This is a genomic window from Streptomyces mirabilis (assembly GCF_039503195.1).
GTDB classification, from domain to species: domain Bacteria; phylum Actinomycetota; class Actinomycetes; order Streptomycetales; family Streptomycetaceae; genus Streptomyces; species Streptomyces mirabilis_D.
In genome coordinates, this window is the sequence record NZ_JBCJKP010000001.1 from 10,283,639 (window position 1) to 10,302,108 (window position 18,470).

Below are 18,470 nucleotides of genomic sequence, written 5' to 3' on the forward strand. Positions count from 1 at the left end.
CGGCCGGCATGGGGTGGACGGGTCGCCGTTCCCGGTGTCGGAGTCGAGATGTCGCGCGGTGCGGTCGCCTGTCACTCTGGAGGAGTGGCACCGACCCGGTCTGATCCGCGGTGGTGCGGTGCCCTGCTGAACGGGCAGCGGTCCTCCGGGAGCCGAGAGGGTTGTTCGATGGCTGCTTCAGGCAAGAAACCGGGCGATGACGCGCCGGTGACCTTGCATGCCAGGGTCCTCTTGGACGCCCGCGGGGTGATCACCGAGTGGAACGCGGAGGCCGAGAGGCTGCTCGGTCACCGGCCCGAGGAGATGGTGGGTCAACCGCTGTCGTCGCTCCTGATCCGGCCGAAGCCGGACGAGGAGGGAGGCCTTCCGCAGGCGCCGCTGGTCAACGGGGGCATTCGAGTACGCCTGCGGGACCGGTCCGGCCTACCGGTCGACGCCGAGTGGTGGATGTGCCCGCACATCGGCCCCGAGGGACCGGTGACCTGGGCGGTGTTCCTCGCCACCGCGCGCGGTGCGGATCCGGGCGACTTCGACCGGGCGGTGCTGGACGCGCTGGTGACCGAGTCGCCGATCGGACTGCACGTCCTCGACACCGACCTGCGCGTGGTGCGGTTCAACACCGCCTCGCCCGGTATGCGCGACGTGCGTGCCGAGGATGTCATCGGCAGACCGGGGCGCGAGGTCGCCCCCACCCTGGTGACTGACACCGTCGAGCACTTGCTGCGGCACGTCCTGAGCACCGGAGAGCCAGTCATCGACTTCGTCCAGCCGGGCTATCCGCCTGCCGACCCTCACAGGGAGCACCTGTACTCCATGTCGGCCTTCCGGCTGCGCAATCGCGCCGGAGATCCCCTGGGCGTGGCAAGCCTGGCGATAGACGTCACGGAACGTTTCCGGTACCGGGCGCGCGTCGAGCTCCTCAACGACGCCAGCATGCACATCGGCTCGACCCTGGACATCACCCGTACCGCGGAGGAGCTGGCCGAGACCGTGGTGGGCCGCGTGGCCGACGCCGTCAGCGTGGACGTACTCGACTCCGTCTACCAGGGCGAGGCGCCCGAACCCGGACCGGTACCCTCCGAGGTCACGTTCCGGCGCACCGCGTTCCACTCGACCGAGACCTCCGGCCTTCAGCCCGCCTACGCCACCGGCGAGAAGGCGTCCTACGGCTTCCCGACACCGCTCACTCAATGCCTGGCCGATCTGCGGCCTCGCCTGATCCGGAAGGTCAACGACGACGACACATGGCTGGCACACGATCCGGTCCGAGCGGACCGCATACGAGCCGCGCGGGTGCACTCCATGATGGTCGTGCCACTCGCCGCCCGCGGCGTCGTGCTCGGCGTGGCCAGCTTCTACCGCTCCGCGACGTCCGAGCCCTTCGACGAAGACGACTTGACCACCGTCGGTGAACTCGCCGCGCACACCGCCCTGGGCCTGGACAACGCCCGCCGCTACACACGCGAGCGCACCGCCGCCCTCGTCCTGCAGAACAGCCTGCTGCCGGTCCGGCTGCCCGACCAGAACGCCGTCGACGTCGCATTCAGCTATCTGCCGGGACGCATCGGCGGCCCGTGGCACGACGTCCCCTGGTATGACGCCATCCCACTGTCCGGCGCACGGATCGCACTGGCGGTCGGGGACGTGGCCGGGCACGGCATGCGTGCCGTGGCCGCCATGGGCAGGCTGCGCGCTGCGACCCACACCCTGGCGGCTCTGGACCTTGCTCCCGACGAGGTGCTGGCCCACCTGGACGACCTGATGGTCCGGCTCGCCGAGGAGAGCCGTGCGGCTGCCGCCAACGACCCACTGGACGGTCAGCCCACCACCGCCTCGTGCGCCTACGCGGTCTACGACCCGGTGAGTCGTCGACTCGTCGTCGCTCGTGCCGGGCATCCGTCCCCACTTCTCGCCCATCCCGACGGGCACGTGGCGCCGGCCGACGCGCCCGCCGGACCGCCGCTGGGTGGCAACGGGCTACCTTTCGAGGCCTGGGAGGAAGACCTGTCCGAAGGGACCCTGATCGCCCTCTACACCAAAGGACTCGTGCGCGGGTCACCGGACGATGACACGGGCATCGCACGCCTGGGACACATACTGGCCCAGCAGGATGCATCCACGCGGGAGGCCTGCGACGCGGTGATCTACGCGCAGTTGTCCGGGCGAGCCGCGGAGAACGTTGTCCTCCTGCTCGCCCGGACCTCCGTACTGCGCGACGACCAGGTCGCCTCCTGGACCTTCCCCAGTGATCCCGCGATCGTGGCCACCGCCCGCACCCTCGCCGACCGCCAGCTCACCAGCTGGGGACTCTCCGACCTCACATGCACAACAGAGTTGATCGTCAGCGAGCTGGTCACCAACGCCATCCGGTACGCCCCAGGCACCGTCCAACTACGACTCATTCGGGACCGCACACTGATCTGCGAGGTCACCGACGCCAGTAGCGCCGCCCCCCACCTGCGCCACCCGCGGACTACCGACGAGGGTGGACGCGGACTCCTGCTCATCGCTCAGCTCACCCAACGCTGGGGCACCCGCCACACCGGCCGCGGCAAAACCATCTGGACCGAACAGTCGCTGCCCGCGCACCCGGGCGATGCCGCACCTGTCACCCCGGACATCTGATCATCCGCCGACCAGAATGAGTCACCCTGTCAAGGTGCCCTCGAACTTCTGACCGACTGCCCCGGGGTCTCACGCGGACCCTTGCCGTGGGTGAGGTCGAACTCCACGTCCACCACGCCCTCGACGGCCCGTACCAGACGCGCGGCCACGGGTACCAGGGACGTGTCGCGGACCCTCCCTGTCAGCGTGGCCACTCCGTCGTGCACGTCCACGTGGATGCTGGAGGCCGGTGGCGGGAAGAGGTACGCCACGATTTCGCGGCGGACCTCCTCGGCGATGTCCTCGTCCTTGCGCAGGAAGACCTTGAGCAGGTCGGCACGGCTGATCACGCCCTGCAGCAGACCGGCCTCGTCGACTACGGGCAGCCGCTTGACCTTCTCGTGAGCCATGATTCGCGCGGCTTCGGCCAGAGTGGCGTTCGCCTGGACGGTGATTGCAGGCGAGGACATCAGTTCCCCGGCGGTCAGCGCGCCGGCCTTCGCCACCTCGGCGGGGCGCAGCAGTGCGTAGCCTTTCTCGGGGCTGTCCCGCAGTTCCTCCGTGGGCAGCAGGTCTGCCTCGGACACCACACCGATGACCCGGCCCTCGCCCTCGAGTACAGGCAGGGCGCTGACCTGCCGGTCCTGCATCATCCCCATCATGTCCTTGAACGAGGCCCACCGGCCGACGGTGGCGACCGTGTGGGTCATGACATCGCTGACGATGTGTCGGGTGCCGTACATGATGACGTCCTATGCTCGCCGGTGAGCCGTCCTGCCACTACCAGCGTGTGCCAGTCCGCAGGGGCCGGGCAGGGGCCTCTCGGCCCCCGACCGGGCCATTCGGCCTCCCGCCGGCCTGGCACGGGAGGTCACCGGTCGCGGACCAGGCCTCCTACGCGGCGACCGCGGTCGGCAGGGTCGGGACGACGCGGTCCGTACCCACGGAGTCGAGGAGAACGTACGCCTGCAGGTCGTCGACGGCGTCCGGGATGTGCACCTCGACGGTGGCCTCGGTGTTCAGGACGAGCCGGCGGACCGGCTCGGTCTGTAGGTCGAACACGGCCATGAGGAACACCTCCGTGGTGGCCGACAGGGCCACGGTGGCCGGGCGCGCGAGAAGGCCCAGACGGACGGCTCGGGCCACCAGGCACACCAGCCTCACGGTGAAGCGGGGGGCAGCGAGTCGCAGTGCTCGGGATCGCCGCCGGGTGAGCGGGCCGACCACCGTGGCCGTTACCCGTAGTGGACTCCGTACCGAAGGACAGCAGACGTGACGTGCCGAACAGCCCATACAGAGCAAGCGCCGGAAGGATCGCCAGAAGCCCGACGACGGGTGGCAGACCGGCCACGCCCGCGCAGGCCATGACCTGGGGTACGAGGTAAGGGGCCACCATCACGCCCGAGATCAGGCCGCCCCTGAACCAGTCCGGACGAACAGGTCGCCGAGCCGGGGTTTCGGGGACGCACTCCTCGGCATCCGTCCGCCCGAGCCCTCGGCCATGCGTCGTGCTCCGCCGTTCGCTCTCAGGAGCTGGCACGCCCAGTGAGTGCAGGGCTCCGCCGCCCCGCGGTTCCGGGCCAGTAGGTCGGTTGGTCCCGTTCAGGGACGTCTGGCCCCTGACCTGGCCACGACCGCGTCACCACGCTGGAATCGAATGCTTACCCGGAGGTGGAGACCATGTCCCGAACCGTCACCGTAGGTCTCGACGGATCGACCGAGAGCCGGGCCGCCGCCGAGTGGGCGGCGCGCGAAGCGCTGCTGCGCGGTCTGCCGCTGAAGATCGTGCACGTCCGTGAGCCACTGCCCAAGCACGTGGACCCGCTGCCGGACGACGAGACCCACCAGCGCTGGACCGAGCGGCTACCGGTCGACGCCGCAGAAGGCATCCGTCTCCGGCACCCCGGCATCGAGGTGATCACCGAGCAGCTCACGGGAACCGTGGCCGACATCCTGTGCGAGGCGGCGGGCTTCGCCGACCTGCTGGCGCTGGGCTCGCGGGGGCTCGGCGGGATCGGTGGGTTCATGGTCGGATCGGTGAGCCTGGCCGTCGTGGCCCGCGCGGAACGACCAGTGGTGCTGGTGCGGGCGGGCGAACAGGCCGCCGACGAGCACGCGATGGATCGGGCGGGCGTGCCGTCCACTGCGACGCCCTTCAGGCCCGTGGTGCTCGGCCTCGACATCGATCACCCGGACGACATCCTGCTGGAGTTCGCCTTCGACGCCGCCACGCGCCGGGAGGCGCCACTGCGGGCGGTGTACGGCTGGCCCGAGCCACCCACCTCCTTCTACCGCTTCCCCGGCGACGCCGAACTCTACGACTCGCTCGAGCGCAAGCATGCCGCCGCCCTGACCGAGGTGCTGCTTCCTTGGCGGCAGAAGTTCCCGGGCGTCGAGGTGATCGAGGCGAGCCGGTGCGGCAGTGCCGCGCAGGTGCTCGTCAACGCCGCCCGCGACGCCTCCCTGGCCGTCGTCGGCCGTCGTATCCGCACCGGTTCCCTCGGTGCTCACATCGGCCATGTCACCCATGCCGCCCTGCACCACATCACTACTCCCGTCGCGGTCGTAGCGCACGGCTGACGCGGCACTCCGAACCGGAGAACCCAAGCGCAGTCGCCGGGCTCTACCCAACCGTGGGACGGTGAGCAGCATGGACCTTCCGATCATCGTAGGCATCGATGGTTCCGAGCCGAGTCTGAGGGCGGTGGACTGGGCGGCCGACGAGGCCGCCCTGCGCGGAGCCGGACTCCGGTTGGTGTACGCGTCGTTGTGGGAGCGCTACGAAGGCGCCTGCCTCGCGCATGACCTGGGCAAGCCGTCGGAGGAGGTGATGGCGCAGGACATCGTCGACACCGCCGAGCGCCGGGCCCGGCGCCGACAGCCGGGCGTGAAGGTCACCACAGATCTGCTCCCCGAGGAGCCGGAGTACGCGCTCGTGAGGGAGAGCCGGACGGCCCTCGCCGTGGTGGTGGGGTGCCGTGGTCGCAGCGGCTTGACCGAGACGCTCCTGGGCTCCGTCAGCGTCATGGTGGCGGGGCACGCGCACTGTCCGGTCATCGTGTTGCGCGGCAGCCACGACAACCAGGCACGCTCGGGAGTGCGCGGCCGCATCCTCCTGGGAGTCGGTGAGAAGCCGGCGGGTACAGCCGCTGTGCGGTTCGCCACCGAAGAGGCCCTGTTGCGCGGCGTCCCGCTGGAGGCCGTACGGGCCTGGCGTCGGCCCGTGCACGAGACCACCGGCCACCCGCTGATCGTCGGCGAACCGGCCCACCTGTCCGAGCAGCAGGCCGTGGAAGCGCTGGAAGAGGCGCTGCGCGACGTACCGGAGGGCTTGGAGGTACAACGGCGCACGGTCGAGGCCCACGCCCGCGACGCCCTCCTGGCCGCTTCTCGCGAGGCCGATCTGCTGGTGGTCGGCGCACGGCGCCGCCACGGCCACTTCGGCCTCCAGCTCGGCCGCGTCACCCACGGAGTACTGCACCACGCCGCGTGCCCGGTGGCCGTCGTACCGGAACCTGCCTGACCTCGACCAGGACACTCACCATCCCGTCCCGGTCCGCGCCCACGCGGTAGATCTGTCCGAGGACGAGAACACGGGCCGGAAGGCAGATGAACGCCACGGTGAAATGAAGCCCGGATTCTTTGCGCGCAATATGCGCCGGAAACCCGGGCTGCCGCCGAGCAGTCGAAGTCTCCCCTGCTGGGTGAGGGTCCGGTTTCGTGCCCGGCACAGCCAAAGAGTCCTCCATAGCGCCCACAAGCGGCGCCCACCATGATCTCTGCGCGCGGTGACCCCCGTGTTCTCGGCCACCGCTTCGGCGGCCACCTCACCTGCATCGCGACCAGGTCGGCATCACGAGCCCGAGCCGTACGCCGCGCAGGCCGAGCACGGGGTTCTCCTCGCGTATCCGGTTCACCGCGTCGAGCCGGATGGTGACCGGCAGCCCGTCCATCGCCTCAAGGACGCCGGAACAGGGCCGTCGGGGAGGTGCCGTCGGGCCTGCGAGCGGGCCGAGCGGCCCCAGGTCAGCCTGAGCCATGTGATGTGCGCGGCGCCTTCGAGGGAGGGCTGACCAACTTCTCGGAATACCGCCTTCCACCGGGGACCGATACCGTGGAAACGAAGCGATCCGATGGTTCCGGGTCGGCTTGCCGAGGGGACCAGGAGGAACGGTGTGGCATGCCCCGAGCAGCCCCGCGTAAGACTGCCGCAGCTTAAGCTCGCCGAGCTGCTGGAGGAACTGCAGGCCCGGATCGACGCGGCCCGCGGCACCCGCGACCGCGTGCACACCCTGCTCGTGGCGGTGCTCTCCGTCGGCCGGGAGCTGGAACTGGAGCACGCGCTGCACTCCATCGTGGAGGCGGCCGCACTGCTCGTGAACGCCGAATACGCAGCTCTGGGCGTCATCAGCCCCGACGGCACAACCTTGTCGGCCTTCCACACCGTCGGTGTGACCGAGCAGCAGATCGCCGAAGTCGGGCCCTTCCCGCAGGGCCACGGCATCCTAGGCGAACTGATCCGCCACCCGGAGCCGCTCCGTTTGGAGAAGATCTCCCAGCACCCGGCCTCGTACGGCTTCCCGCCCGACCACCCGCCGATGAACAGCTTCCTCGGAGTCCCGATCCGAGTCCGCGGCCAGGCCTTCGGCAACTTGTACCTGACTGAGAAACGCGGCGGGCTGCAGTTCGACGAGGAGGACGAGTCGCTGCTCTCCACACTTGCCGTGGCGGCCGGCGTGGCCATCGACAACGCCCGCCTCTACGAAGAATCCCGGCTGCGCGAGCGCTGGCTGCGGGCCAACGCGGAGATCACCCACCTGCTGATGTCCGGCAGCGGGCGGGTCGAGGCTCTCGGCCTGATCGCGGAACGTGCCCGGACGATCTCGGGCTCTGCACTGGCGGCGGTCGCGATGCCGATGGAGGACACCAAGTCGCTCACCGTGGAGATCGCCGTGGGTGTCGACGCGGAGGAACACCGCGGGCTGGTGCTGCCCATGCACGAATCCCTGATGGGACTGGCCTACTCCGCACATGCTCCGATCGCCAGCGACGACGTCACCCGGGATCCGCGGATCTGCCCGGAGCCTCCACGCTTCGGCGGACTCGGCCCTGCCGTTGCCGTCCCCATCGGTACCGGGGAAGGCGGTGTTCGGGGCGTGGTCCTGCTGGCGCGGGAGACGGGTCGGCCGACGTACTCGGAGAGGGAGACCGAGATGCTGCAGGGCTTTGCCGCGCAGGCCGCGATCGCGATGGAACTGGCCGAGCGCCGACAGGACGCCGAGCAGATCGCGGTACTCGAGGACCGCGACCGGATCGCCCGGGACCTGCACGACCTTGCCATCCAGCGATTGTTCGCAACCGGGATGACGCTGCAGAGCGCGGGCCGATTCATCGAGCACCCCGAGGCGGCCGGACGGGTGCTGCGAGCCGTCGACGACCTGGACGAGACAATCAAGATCATCAGATCGACGATCTTCGGCTTGCGGGCGCGTGAGGGCACGGCCCGCAGCGGGCTGCGGGCCCGCGTCGTCCGCGCGGTGGGCGAGGCGAGCCCGATACTGGGTTTCACTCCCAGCGTGCGCATGGAAGGCCTCGTCGACACCGATGTGCCACGTGAGACCGCCGACCAGGTGATGGCCGTACTCTCCGAGGCCCTCACCAACATCGCACGGCACGCCCACGCAGGCCGGGCCCAAGTGGTCCTGACGACTGACGGCCACGAGGCGTCTTTGACAGTCTCGGACGACGGTGTGGGAATCACGCCCGGCGGACACCGCAGTGGACTGCGCAACATGGCCGAGCGAGCGGAGCAGCTGGGTGGCCGGTTCGAGGTGAGCAGCCCCGACAGGGGCGGCACGTTGCTGGCCTGGTGGGTTCCGCTGCCCGTCGCGTAGCAATTGCCTTCCGGAACTGCGCGGACACCCCTCGCACGACAGCGTCACCGACCGCACCGCAACCCCGGTCGGTCCCGTGACAGGGACCGGGAAGACGGGCCACTCGGCCCATGCCGTGAACGTGTCCCTTGCTTCAGGCTGAAGGTGTCGTAGGACGGCATCCGAAACCAAGGGAGGACGCCATGGACGGCGCTGCGACTGTGGTGGGCGACGTGATGACCCGCCGGGTCGTCGCCCTGCGCACGGGAGCGACCTTCAAGGACATCGTGAAGACCATACGGGAGTGGCGGGTCAGTGCCCTTCCCGTGCTGGATGACGCCGGACGCGTCGTCGGTGTCGTCTCCGAGGCCGACATGCTGCCCAAGGAGGAGTACCGGCGAAGTGATCTCGACCGGTATGGCCGACTGCAGCATCCCGCCGATGTGTACAAGGCCGGCGCGGTGACAGCCGGCGAGCTGATGACCGGCCCAGCCGTCACCGTGACACCCGACGCCACCCTCGCCCGCGCCGCGCGCATCATGGCACGCCATGGGGTCAAGCGGCTGCCGGTCGTCGGGCACGATGGCGTGCTCAAGGGGATCGTCAGCCGCTCCGACCTGCTGAAGGTGTTCCTGCGGGATGACGAGGACATCGCCGAGGAGGTCCGGCGCGAGGTCGTCGAACCGCTCTTCGGTACACACGCCGAAGCGCTTCGGGTCGAGGTGCGCGACGGTGTCGTGACGCTCTCGGGCCTGGTGCACGACACCGCGCTCGTCCCGCTCGCCGCCCTGCTGGTGCGGGGCGTCGAGGGCGTGGTGGACGTGCAGTGCGCGCTGACCGGTCCGGCGAGCCATCCGGACCCCGTCCCTGACCTGCCGGACACGCGCCGGACGTCGGCCTCCACCTGACGGCGGCCGACGTCCGGTGAGAGGAGGCGGTGACCATGACGCAGACACCTCCCATGACGGTGAAACCCGTACGGCTGTGGCGCTGGCGGCGCAACCCGCTCCGACGGCACAGCGATGTCGTCGAAGCGTGGATCGTGCTCGTCACCTGGATCTGTGCCCTTTCCGGCGGGACCCTGGCGGGCGCGGCCGCGGCCCAGGCGACGGACTCGGCGTTCGCCGCGCGGCAGGCTCAGGTCCACGCCGTGTCCGCCGTCCTCACCGACGACGCGGCGAGGACGGCGCTCGGCGGGAGCGGATACGACGACGGCCGGGTATGGGCGGTCGTGCGCTGGACGACAGCGGACGGGGCCGTGCACACCGACCGGGCGAAGGTGCTCCCCGGTGCTCCGGCCGGCACTCGGATCACCGTATGGACGGACCATACGGGTCGCGTGGTGTCCGCACCCGTCACGGGTGCGGCGGCCACCCTGCAGGCGGCCCTGACCGGAGTCCTGGTGGCACCCTCGGCGGGCGCCGCGGTCTGGAGCGCTGGATGGGTGGTTCGCAGCCGGCTCGTCCGGCGGCGCATGGCCGCATGGGACCAGGAATGGAAGCAGGTCGGACCTCGGTGGGGGAACCTGAGCGGGGGCAAAGGCTGAACGCCGAGCCCGTACGCACAACAGGCCGGCCGCCCACAACCTCGACTGCCAGGGCAGCTGTTCTCGTCGCGAGGGTGACGCGGGTGCTACCCGTCGGCGGCAGTGAGCCGGCAGTCCACGCCCACCACTCCCTCGACGCCCCGCACGAGACGGACGGCAAGCGGAATGCGGGCGGCGTCCGTAACTCGTCCGGTCAGGGTCGCGACGCCTTCGGTGACCATGATGTGCACGGGCTCGACCGGGGCGGGGAAGAGGACGTCCACGATGTCGCGCCGGATCTCGTCGGCGAGATGGTTGTCCGGGCGCAGAAACACCTTGAGCAGGTCCCCGCGGCTGACGACGCCTTCCAGAACGCCCTCGGCGTTCACGACGGGCAGACGTTTCACATGTCGCATGGCCATGATGCGTGCGGCCTCGGCGAGCGTGGCGTCGGCGTGGACGGTCACGGCCGGGGTGCTCATCAGCTCCTCCGCGCTCACCGCCCCGGCCTTGGCCAGGTCGGACAGCCGTTGCAGCTGGGTGAACCGGTCCGGGTCGCTGTCCCGGAACTCCTCCTTGGGCAGCAGGTCGGCCTCGGAAACCACTCCGATCACCCGGCCGTCGCCCTCCAGCACGGGAAGGGCGCTGACCTGCCACTGTTCCATGCGCTCGACGACGTCCTTGAACAGTGCCTTGCGGCCCACCGCGACGACGGCACGTGTCATCACGTCACTCACCAGGTGCGGGCTGCTGTCCATGCTGTCCTCCTTCTGAGGCCGGTCGGTCACGTCAGGCCACGGCTGCCGTAGGGAGCGTAGAGGTCGAGCAACCGAACCCGGGAGGCGTGCAGCCGCTGGGCGACCACACGGCCGACCCAGACCGCGATCGCCCGGCCGAACTCGGCGTCCTCGGCGCACATCGCCCGGACCGCCTCGGCGTCGAACTCCCAGGCCCGCACCGGGCTCATCGCCTCGGCGCCCAGCTGCCAGAGGTACGGCGGGAAATGCCAGGACCAGCCGACCAGCTCGCCGTGACCGAGCGACTCGATGACAGCGGGACGGCGGCCGGGCACGTACAGGTCGAGGGCGACGGTGCCGGTCCGCACGATCCAGAAGCGATCGGCGCGCCGACCCTCCTCGAACAGGCGACTGCCCGCATCGAAGGAGACCTCGCGGGCAAGGCGCATCAGGCGGTCGCGGTGCTCGGTACGCAAGGCCGTGGTCATGGTGGTGGCGGAAGTCATCACACCGGTTCCCTTCATGGTGTCTGCTTCCAGAGTGAACGCGGACAGGCCCCGCCACCACAGGCCGCTCGGATCCGATCGGGGCCCTTCGGCCCCTGCGAGCCGGCATCGCCGCCCCGCACGCTGGAGGCACCCTCCTGGAGGGAAGTGACCATGAGCGTCTCCACGAGCAGCGCGGTCGGCGACCCGTTCCCGCACGACGCAAGTGTCGGACGGGCGGTACTTTCCCGCCACTCTCCCGCCCGCGCGGGCGGGCGCTGAAGAAGCCCTTCCCACCCGGCACCGTCCTTGCGGAGTGCGACCTCGATCCGGGCGGCTGACCAGGCCGTGGAACCGCACCGAGCTGACGGTGGTTCTGGAGGCGGTGCACCGCCACCCGAGTCACCCCGGCCGCATCCACCGTCTGGAATGGGACGCCCGCCAACCGGCCCGGAGCGATACGCCGTCGAGGTCGCCGGCACCTTGTCCGGACCAGGGCTGTCACCGTCTGTCGCCGCCGCGGGGGATGTCCTCGTCACACGGCGCGAGGACGGGATCGTCCGGCACCGGGTCGCCGCGGCACGGGGAGCGACCGACGCGGCCACGGCATGACGAGACGGGAAGGGCCATCCGCTTCTCGCGGATCCGGATTGCGCGGTGCGCGGCTGCGGGCCGCTTCTCCGCGTCTCCAACGGGTCCTTCCCGCCACCACCAGCACATCACGTTCTACCGCCGGTGCAACAGTGCCGTTCGGCCCTAATCCTGCGGAACACTCAGCGGGCAGAGGCCGCCCCGACGGCGTCCGTAGGTCCTGAGGACCGGGGCCGCGAGGAGTGTGGGGCCACACGGCCGGCCTCCTTCGAACTGTGGGGACCGGGTCAGCGCAGCCGGCGCAGATACGGGTCGTGGGCGTGGCGCGGGACGAGCCGGACGCGGGCGCTCCGTGATCGTCCTCGGTAACGAGCACCCTTGCCCGCCCGGCCGAGCTGCCACTTGCGGCTCACGTGCTCCCCGGGCGGCAGATCCTGTTCATCCCCCTCTCGGCGATGAGGGCCCATCGGTCCCTTGCATTGGCCTCACCGGCTCATGACGTGCTGCACGGTCTGGGCGAACGTGAGAACCAGACACTGTGAAAGCCGCAGGCACCGGCCCCTGGCTCGCGGTGCCCTGGAGGGAGATGAGTCACCGTGATGTTCTGGTACGACCACAATGTCGGCGGATGGGGCTGGTTCGCCATGTCCGCCGGCACGATCCTCTTCTGGGCCCTGATTATCACCTTCGGCGTCCTCCTGTACCGCGCCCTGGCGAAGCCGGGAAGGAGCGGTGACCGTTCCGATGCCCGGCCTCCGGGGCCGTCGCCCGAGCAGTTCCTGGCAGAACGCTTCGCCCGGGGAGAGATCGACGAGGACGAGTACCACCGCCGTCTGACCGTTTTGCGCGAGACCACTGGATGCGGGCCCCGGCCCAGCCAACGCTGACCGGAAGGAGGCAGTCGTGGACGAGAGGCTGTCTGTGGGTGCCCTGATGAACGAGGCACCGTATTCGATCAGCGAGGACGAGACGCTGCTGTTGGCCTGGGAGGTGGTGGAGCGGTCCGGGCAGCGTCATCTGCCGGTGGTCCGCCAGGACGGCTGCTGCGCCGGTGTGCTGGACCGCGCCGAGCTCGCCGTCGCCTGCGCGGACCCCGCGGTGGCGTTGTCCTGCCGGACGGTGCGCGACCTCGTGCACCGGCGCCGCACGGTCACGGTCCATCCGGAGGAGTCGACGCTCCGCGCTGCAGCCGTGATGACGGAGGAACACCTGGACGCGCTGCCGGTCACCGACCCGCAAGGCCGCCTGACCGGCCTGCTCACGGCGCAGGACTTCGTGGCCGCCGCTGCTGGTCTGCACGAGCACACTGAGTCGGCGCAGGAGACGCCGCACGCACGGCCTACGCTGCCCGGGCTGCCACCTCGTCGAAGGGAGCGGGAACACGGTATTCCCATCCCTTGAAGGTGCGCGCCGATTCCCTTCAGAGGTTTCTCCCGGTGTTTCGGTGGGCTGCGCGCGCAGAGGGCAGGCGTTGATCGTCCTCGTGGGGGCTGGATGGGACGTCTGCTTGTAGTCAGTGCCGAGAGCAGTTCGGCAAGACGAACGCGGTGCCGGCCGCCTGCCCTTGCTGCGCCGAGCGTCGTACTGTGCCGTGGTGCGCGTCAAGTCCAGGGTCACCGCCGCCGATCGGTCGGGGCTGCTGAGTCCTTCGCAAGAGTGAGGCTCCTGGGTGAAACTGGAACCACGGACGGCCGACAGGCGGACAGACTTCGCTGCGTCAGCCCTCCACGGGAACCTGCCGAGCGGGGCCTCCTTCAAGTGGAGGCGTCCATGACCTCCTTGCCGCGCACCTTGTGCAACACGGGAACGAACTGCGGGCTGTCGGCGGCCTGTCCTGCGGTCAGGACGAGCGCCAACGGACGGCACTCGCGGTGCGCGGCGAGATGAACCTGGATCAACTTCCCTTGCTTGTGGGGGAGTTGCCTGCCGCAGCCACAGCCTCCAGGGTTATTACCGCTGGCTGGTGGCGACGTAGGTGCCGTGCCAGGTGTGGTACCAGACCTGGCCGTTGGCGGCATTGACCGACAGCATGCCAGTGATCTTCCCGTCCCGCATGGTGTGCAGGGTGTAGTAGCCGGGGTAGGGCTCCGGGTCGCCCGCGGTCAGTGTGTTGCCGTGGTCGCGGAGCCACTGCTGGGCGATGCTCCGGGCCTGTGTGGCCGAGATCCGGGCCTGGCTTCGGCTGCCGTAGTGCATGCCGTAGTCGGTATTCCACATCATCGCGGGCCCGTACTCGATCTGTACGGCGCCGTCGGCGGGGTTGACCAGGGCCTCGGTGGCCGGGTGGCCGTCGGTGGTCCGCAGTTCGGCGTAGAAGTTGCGGGAGAACTGCATGATCTCGCCGACCCGGAGGCCGAGCCGGTCGGCGAACGCCGTCGCCCGCCGGCGGGCCTGGTCGAGGGTCTGCACCCGGGTGCCGTTGCCTGGCAGCCACCAGTTGCCCATCATGCCGTTGCCCATCATGCCGGGCCCCCATGAGCCCCCGCCGCCGCCCATCATGCTGGAACCCGAATTTCCGTTCCACATGTCTGGTCCCCACCCGCTGGTCGGCCCGGCCGGAGAGGGAGTGCCGTCGGGAACGGTCGGTGTGCCGCCGCCCGGCACGGTGGGGCCGACCGAGATGGCGGGCATATGACTGGCGGGCCCACCGACGGAGGTGCTGCTGTTCCCGCCACACCCGCCGATGGCCACGGCGCCCGCCAGGGCCAGGGCCGCCGCGGCGGCGACACGTGCATGTCCACGGATCATGGTCCTCACCTCTGCGGTCGGTTCCTGCCGACGACGCCGGACCGGGGCCGCCGACTGTCTGGTTTTCAGCCTTTCGCGGGCAGGTGGCCGGCGTCGTGGGCCGTTCGGCCCACACCCGCCGACGACCGGCACACGAGTTCCATCACCATGCATCGGATGTGGGACACCAGCGCGAGGACGACCACGACGACTGGAGCCGCTGGCGGCCGACGACGCGACGGCGAGGGCCTGCCGTTGGGGTCACGTACAGCTGCGACCACCCCTCCAGCTCGCGCAACTGTCCGGCCCCGCCGCCAGCAGGTGACGGGCGAGATGCTTTGCCACCCCTGCCCAGCAGGCCGAAACGACCCCGCGCCTGCCGAAAGCCTCATCCGCCGTGGCGGAGGCGGTGGGGGGATGCGCGGGGGCTCGGGCACCCGAAGAGGGCCCTGTCACACGGATGGCGTTCGCCGCGGCATGATGGCCGATCATGCTGCTGTGATGGGCCTACCTGTCCGTGATGAACGCGTTCGCCGTGCTGCGCCTGCTCCTGATGAGTGACCAGGACAAGGACACGGAGATCCTCGCTCTGCTCATCAGAGCACCGTACTGGAGCGCCAACTCGGCGGCGGAAGAGTCCGGTTCACCCGCAGGGATCGGCGTTCATGGCGGCCAACCGCAGTCCCGGGAGGACTGAGCGGTCATGATCGGCGTGCGGGTAAGAAGCAGGCCGTCACCGGAAGGCGGCGTGGATCTCCTGTTCGGTGGCGGCGTGGGAGACGGCGAGGAGTTCGTCGCCGGGCTGCAGCCACGTCTAGGGGGGTCGTGTCGTTGGGCTGTCCGTCGCGGACGACCGTGGCGATGACGGCGCCCGCGGGGAGCGTGATCTCGGCGAGCGTGCGGCCGGCCGCAGGCGGTGTCAGGGTGGAATGACCTGGCGCCCAGGAGGGATCATGGTTGACGTACGCGGGCCGATCGTCGTAGGGGCGGACGGATCCGACACCGGCGCACGCGCGGTCCGTTGGGCCGCTGTCGAAGCCGCTGCCAGGGGCGCAGACCTGCACATCGTGCACGCCACCGCCCTCGACGCTCCGGGTGGGCACCGGCCCGACTACGCGGCCCGGCTGGTGCGCGAAGCCGGACAGGACATTCTGGACGAAGCGGTCGTGCAGGCCGTCGGTCAGGTGCCCGGACTGGGCGTCACCTCCACCCTCAGCCGGGACTCGGCGGCCCGGGCCCTGCTCGGCGAAGCAGGGTCGGACGGCATGATCGTCGTGGGTTCGCGTGGGATCGGTGGGTTCGCGGCGCTCTTGCTGGGCTCGGTCGGACTCCGGGTCGCCGCCCGCGCGACGGTTCCGCTCGTCGTGGTCCGTGGAGAGCACGAGCCCGTCCCGACGGGTGTCGTAGTGACCGCCGTACGCGACGAGAGAGACCTCGGCGCGGCCCGCTTCGCGGCTCGCGCCGCCGGTCGGCGCAAGGCGTCGCTGCGTGTGTGGAGTGCGTACACGTTCTACCAGTACGCCGGGAGCATGGTGCCGATGCTCGACGACGTCACGGAGATCGCCGAGGAGCAGGCGAGCGCCACCGCCCGCCTCGTCGCACCTCTGCGGGACGAATTCCCCACCCTGACGGTGACCGTCGACGTCGTACGGGCCCCGTCCGTGGCCGGTGCCCTCGTCGACGTGTCCGCCCACGCCGACCTGCTCGTCATTGGTGCTCGTCGCCCCGTACACACGATCGGCGCGCCCTTGGGCCATGTCGCCCACGCCGTGCTGCACCACGCGTACTGTCCCGTGGCGATGGTCCCGTACGACGAACCCCACCGCGCCGATGGTGCCGCACCCCTGAGTCACCCCGGCAGCTGACCGAGGGAGCGCCGTGTGGCGTCGCTCAGCGTGTGCTGCTGGAGCAGTCGCATCAGGTCGTGCGGGGTGACGATCCCCACGAGGTGCCCGCCGTCGACGACCAGGATCCGCATCGCGGCCTGTGTGTGTACCCGTGAGAGAACGTCGTTGAGCAGTTCGTCCGGGGCGGCCAGGGTGAGTTGCGACAGGGGCGTGGCCACGTCGCGTACGCGCACCGTCGCCCGGCTGTCGGTCGGCACGGTGGCGATGGTGCGCATCTGGACGATCCCGGTGGGGCGGGCGTCCAGGTCGAGCAACGGTATCGCCGAGTGCCGGGCTCGAAGCGCGACCTCGTCGATGAACCGGTCCACGGTCAGCCAGTCGGATGCCGTGGTCACCGGACTGGACATGGCCTCGGACACCCGCACTCCGCGCAGCACCGTGGTGAGGACGGCCCGTTGTCGTTCGGCGCCGGCGGTGACGGCGATGAACAGGCCGATGAAGGCCAGCCACAGACCGCCGGTCGCCCCGCGCAGCAAGGCCAGCCAGCCGACGGCCATCAGCAGCATCCCGACGACCTGCCCGCCCCGATCGGCCGCCAGCTCGGCGCGGTCGCGCTCCCCGGTGCGCCACCACAGCGCGGCGTGCAGTACGCGGCCCCCGTCGAGCGGCACGGCGGGCAGCAGGTTGAGCACACCGAGCAGCAGGTTGGCCCAGCCCAGCCAGACGAGGAGGGCCGCAGGTACCGCCCAGCCGGAGACGCTGTGCAGGCCCGCTCCCGCGGCGAGGGTGACGCCACCGATGAGGAGGCTGGTCATGGGCCCGCTCGCGGCCACCGCCAGCGCCACCGGGGCGGTGCCGGGCTTACCCGTGCGGGTCATTCCGCCCATGGCCCAGAGGGTCACGTCCTCCACCGGGACGTTGTTCCTGCGGGCGGTGGCCGCGTGCGTGGCCTCGTGCAGCAGCAGGCTCGCCACCAGCAGCACGGCACCGGCCAGACTCGTGAACGTGTACACGATGGTCGACCGGCCGGGAAGCCACGCGGGCAGCGTGTCGTGCCCGAGACCGTATGCGATCAGAACCACCAGCAGCGGCACACTCCAGTGCATGCGCAGCGGCACCCCGAACACCCGGCCGATCTGGAACGAACCCTTCATGGGTGCCCCCGCCCTCCGTCAGTGCGCCGTGAGATGTTCGGAGACCTCGACCACGTCGTCGATCTCCTCGATGGATTCGAGCAGCTCCGGGATGAGCGATCCGTCCACCTCGCCCCTCACGCTGACCACGCCGTTCTCCACGGTCACCTCGAAGGCGTCGGGATCGAGAAGGAAGTCCCGCCGGATGATCCGGGTCTCGATCTCCTCGCGGATCTTCGTGTCGTCGCGCACCAGAGCCCGTACCAGGTCGATCCGGCTCACCACGCCCACCAGCCGGTCCTTGTGATCGACGACCGGTAGCCGCTTGAGGCGCGAACGCGCCGCCAGCCAGGCGGCGTCGGCCACCGTCGTGCCGGGAGCGACCGTGATCGCCGGGGAGGTCATGAGGGTGGCCGCGGTCTCCCCGCGGCCCTTCTCGTACAGGCGGTGCTCCCGGAGCCGGCGAATCGGACCGGGGTGAGGGACCGCCACTTGCGCCGCCGCCTTGGCCAGCAGGTCGGACTCGGAGACCACGCCGATCACCCGGTCGTCGGCGTCGACCACGGGCACGGCGCCGAGGTGCTCACGGGACAGTGTCCGGACGATCTCCAGGAAGGGTGTTTCGCCCGGTACGGAGACGGCCGGCACGCTCATCACCTCGCGCACACGTGGAGTGGCGGGGGCCGACCTGTCCTTGTCGAGGAGGGGGCGCGGCTCCTTCGGGCGCGAGGGCTGCTCGCCGGCGCGCGCCGCGGAAGCGGTGGCCACGGCGCTGAGATAGCGCAGCATCAGGTCCTGACGGTTCTCCTCGCCGGGCCTCCAGCCGACTCCGGGCACGACCTTCCGCGCCTGCCGCTCCACGGAATCACGTTCGAGTCCACTCATGGCAGCCTCCCTGCAGCGTCCGGCCGAACGTCTACGGGACCAGTCTCATGCCGGTGGAACGGC

Annotated in this window: 18 protein-coding genes and 3 pseudogenes; 10 read left to right on the forward strand and 11 right to left on the reverse strand. The window is 70.3% G+C overall.

The features are described 5' to 3' along the window. Positions 1–207 precede the first annotated feature (207 nt). Entirely contained in the window at positions 208–2,625 is a 2,418-nt protein-coding gene (locus AAFF41_RS46735; RefSeq protein WP_343325977.1) for a SpoIIE family protein phosphatase, read from the forward strand. Positions 2,626–2,654: 29 nt separating this feature from the next. On the opposite strand, the gene AAFF41_RS46740 is transcribed toward AAFF41_RS46735, so the two are convergent. The 3 genes and pseudogenes from AAFF41_RS46740 to AAFF41_RS51975 form a co-directional block, all read right to left on the reverse strand. Beyond that, entirely contained in the window at positions 2,655–3,347 is a 693-nt protein-coding gene (locus AAFF41_RS46740; RefSeq protein WP_319749912.1) for a CBS domain-containing protein, read from the reverse strand. Between the two features lie 151 nt (positions 3,348–3,498). Next, complete coding sequence (locus AAFF41_RS46745; RefSeq protein WP_343326504.1) at positions 3,499–3,750, reverse strand: hypothetical protein; 252 nt, start codon at positions 3,748–3,750, stop codon at positions 3,499–3,501. A gap of 157 nt (positions 3,751–3,907) precedes the next feature. Further along, positions 3,908–4,000, reverse strand: a pseudogene (locus AAFF41_RS51975) (hypothetical protein); the annotation flags it as partial. Positions 4,001–4,284: 284 nt separating this feature from the next. On the opposite strand from AAFF41_RS51975, the gene AAFF41_RS46755 reads away from it, so the two are divergent. Next, the gene (locus AAFF41_RS46755; RefSeq protein WP_319749911.1) at positions 4,285–5,184 is read left to right on the forward strand and encodes a universal stress protein; all 900 of its coding nucleotides are present in this window, start codon (positions 4,285–4,287) and stop codon (positions 5,182–5,184) included. A gap of 70 nt (positions 5,185–5,254) precedes the next feature. Continuing rightward, positions 5,255–6,127 (forward strand): universal stress protein, encoded by an 873-nt coding sequence (locus AAFF41_RS46760; RefSeq protein ID WP_319749908.1) that lies wholly within the window; start codon positions 5,255–5,257, stop codon positions 6,125–6,127. A 245-nt stretch (positions 6,128–6,372) separates the two neighbouring features. Here the strand turns inward: AAFF41_RS46760 and AAFF41_RS46765 are convergent. Further along, a pseudogene (locus AAFF41_RS46765) lies at positions 6,373–6,587 on the reverse strand (putative PEP-binding protein); the annotation flags it as partial. Between the two features lie 192 nt (positions 6,588–6,779). On the opposite strand from AAFF41_RS46765, the gene AAFF41_RS46770 reads away from it, so the two are divergent. From AAFF41_RS46770 to AAFF41_RS46780, 3 genes are all read left to right on the forward strand, one after another. Next, entirely contained in the window at positions 6,780–8,498 is a 1,719-nt protein-coding gene (locus AAFF41_RS46770) for a sensor histidine kinase (RefSeq protein WP_343325978.1), read from the forward strand. A 182-nt stretch (positions 8,499–8,680) separates the two neighbouring features. Further along, positions 8,681–9,385, forward strand: a complete 705-nt coding sequence (locus AAFF41_RS46775; protein WP_060896549.1) for a CBS domain-containing protein — start codon at positions 8,681–8,683, stop codon at positions 9,383–9,385. A 35-nt stretch (positions 9,386–9,420) separates the two neighbouring features. Beyond that, a complete protein-coding gene (locus AAFF41_RS46780) occupies positions 9,421–10,023 on the forward strand; it encodes an Rv1733c family protein (protein WP_319749906.1) in 603 nt (200 codons plus the stop codon). Positions 10,024–10,109: 86 nt separating this feature from the next. Here AAFF41_RS46780 and AAFF41_RS46785 read toward each other — a convergent pair whose 3' ends face one another. From AAFF41_RS46785 to AAFF41_RS46795, 3 genes are all read right to left on the reverse strand, one after another. Continuing rightward, positions 10,110–10,760: a CBS domain-containing protein gene (locus tag AAFF41_RS46785; protein ID WP_343325979.1), complete on the reverse strand. Its 651-nt coding sequence runs from the start codon at positions 10,758–10,760 to the stop codon at positions 10,110–10,112. Positions 10,761–10,786: 26 nt separating this feature from the next. Then, positions 10,787–11,245: a Crp/Fnr family transcriptional regulator gene (locus AAFF41_RS46790; RefSeq protein ID WP_054232075.1), complete on the reverse strand. Its 459-nt coding sequence runs from the start codon at positions 11,243–11,245 to the stop codon at positions 10,787–10,789. An 857-nt stretch (positions 11,246–12,102) separates the two neighbouring features. Next, positions 12,103–12,228 carry a hypothetical protein gene (locus tag AAFF41_RS46795; RefSeq protein ID WP_319749902.1) on the reverse strand — a complete coding sequence of 42 codons (126 nt, stop codon included), beginning with the start codon at positions 12,226–12,228 and terminating at the stop codon, positions 12,103–12,105. A gap of 186 nt (positions 12,229–12,414) precedes the next feature. Here AAFF41_RS46795 and AAFF41_RS46800 point away from each other — a divergent pair, with 186 nt between their 5' ends. Beyond that, positions 12,415–12,702 (forward strand): SHOCT domain-containing protein, encoded by a 288-nt coding sequence (locus AAFF41_RS46800; RefSeq protein WP_319749974.1) that lies wholly within the window; start codon positions 12,415–12,417, stop codon positions 12,700–12,702. 16 nt (positions 12,703–12,718) lie between these two features. Beyond that, the gene (locus tag AAFF41_RS46805; protein ID WP_319749899.1) at positions 12,719–13,216 is read left to right on the forward strand and encodes a CBS domain-containing protein; all 498 of its coding nucleotides are present in this window, start codon (positions 12,719–12,721) and stop codon (positions 13,214–13,216) included. A 383-nt stretch (positions 13,217–13,599) separates the two neighbouring features. On the opposite strand, the pseudogene AAFF41_RS46810 reads toward AAFF41_RS46805, so the two are convergent. Together AAFF41_RS46810 and AAFF41_RS46815 are read right to left on the reverse strand one after the other, a co-directional pair. Then, positions 13,600–13,704: pseudogene (locus AAFF41_RS46810) on the reverse strand (IS5/IS1182 family transposase); the annotation flags it as partial. 61 nt (positions 13,705–13,765) lie between these two features. Next, positions 13,766–14,563 carry a hypothetical protein gene (locus tag AAFF41_RS46815; RefSeq protein WP_343325980.1) on the reverse strand — a complete coding sequence of 266 codons (798 nt, stop codon included), beginning with the start codon at positions 14,561–14,563 and terminating at the stop codon, positions 13,766–13,768. A gap of 499 nt (positions 14,564–15,062) precedes the next feature. On the opposite strand from AAFF41_RS46815, the gene AAFF41_RS46820 reads away from it, so the two are divergent. Next, positions 15,063–15,239, forward strand: coding sequence for a hypothetical protein (locus AAFF41_RS46820; protein WP_319749895.1), 177 nt, complete (start codon positions 15,063–15,065; stop codon positions 15,237–15,239). 256 nt (positions 15,240–15,495) lie between these two features. After that, entirely contained in the window at positions 15,496–16,407 is a 912-nt protein-coding gene (locus AAFF41_RS46825) for a universal stress protein (RefSeq protein WP_343325981.1), read from the forward strand. Here the strand turns inward: AAFF41_RS46825 and AAFF41_RS46830 are convergent. Together AAFF41_RS46830 and AAFF41_RS46835 are read right to left on the reverse strand one after the other, a co-directional pair. Further along, positions 16,392–17,543, reverse strand: a complete 1,152-nt coding sequence (locus AAFF41_RS46830; RefSeq protein WP_319749891.1) for a site-2 protease family protein — start codon at positions 17,541–17,543, stop codon at positions 16,392–16,394. The two genes, AAFF41_RS46825 and AAFF41_RS46830, sit on opposite strands and share 16 nt — an antisense overlap. An 18-nt stretch (positions 17,544–17,561) precedes the next feature. Continuing rightward, entirely contained in the window at positions 17,562–18,407 is an 846-nt protein-coding gene (locus AAFF41_RS46835) for a CBS domain-containing protein (protein ID WP_319749890.1), read from the reverse strand. Positions 18,408–18,470: the final 63 nt, after the last annotated feature.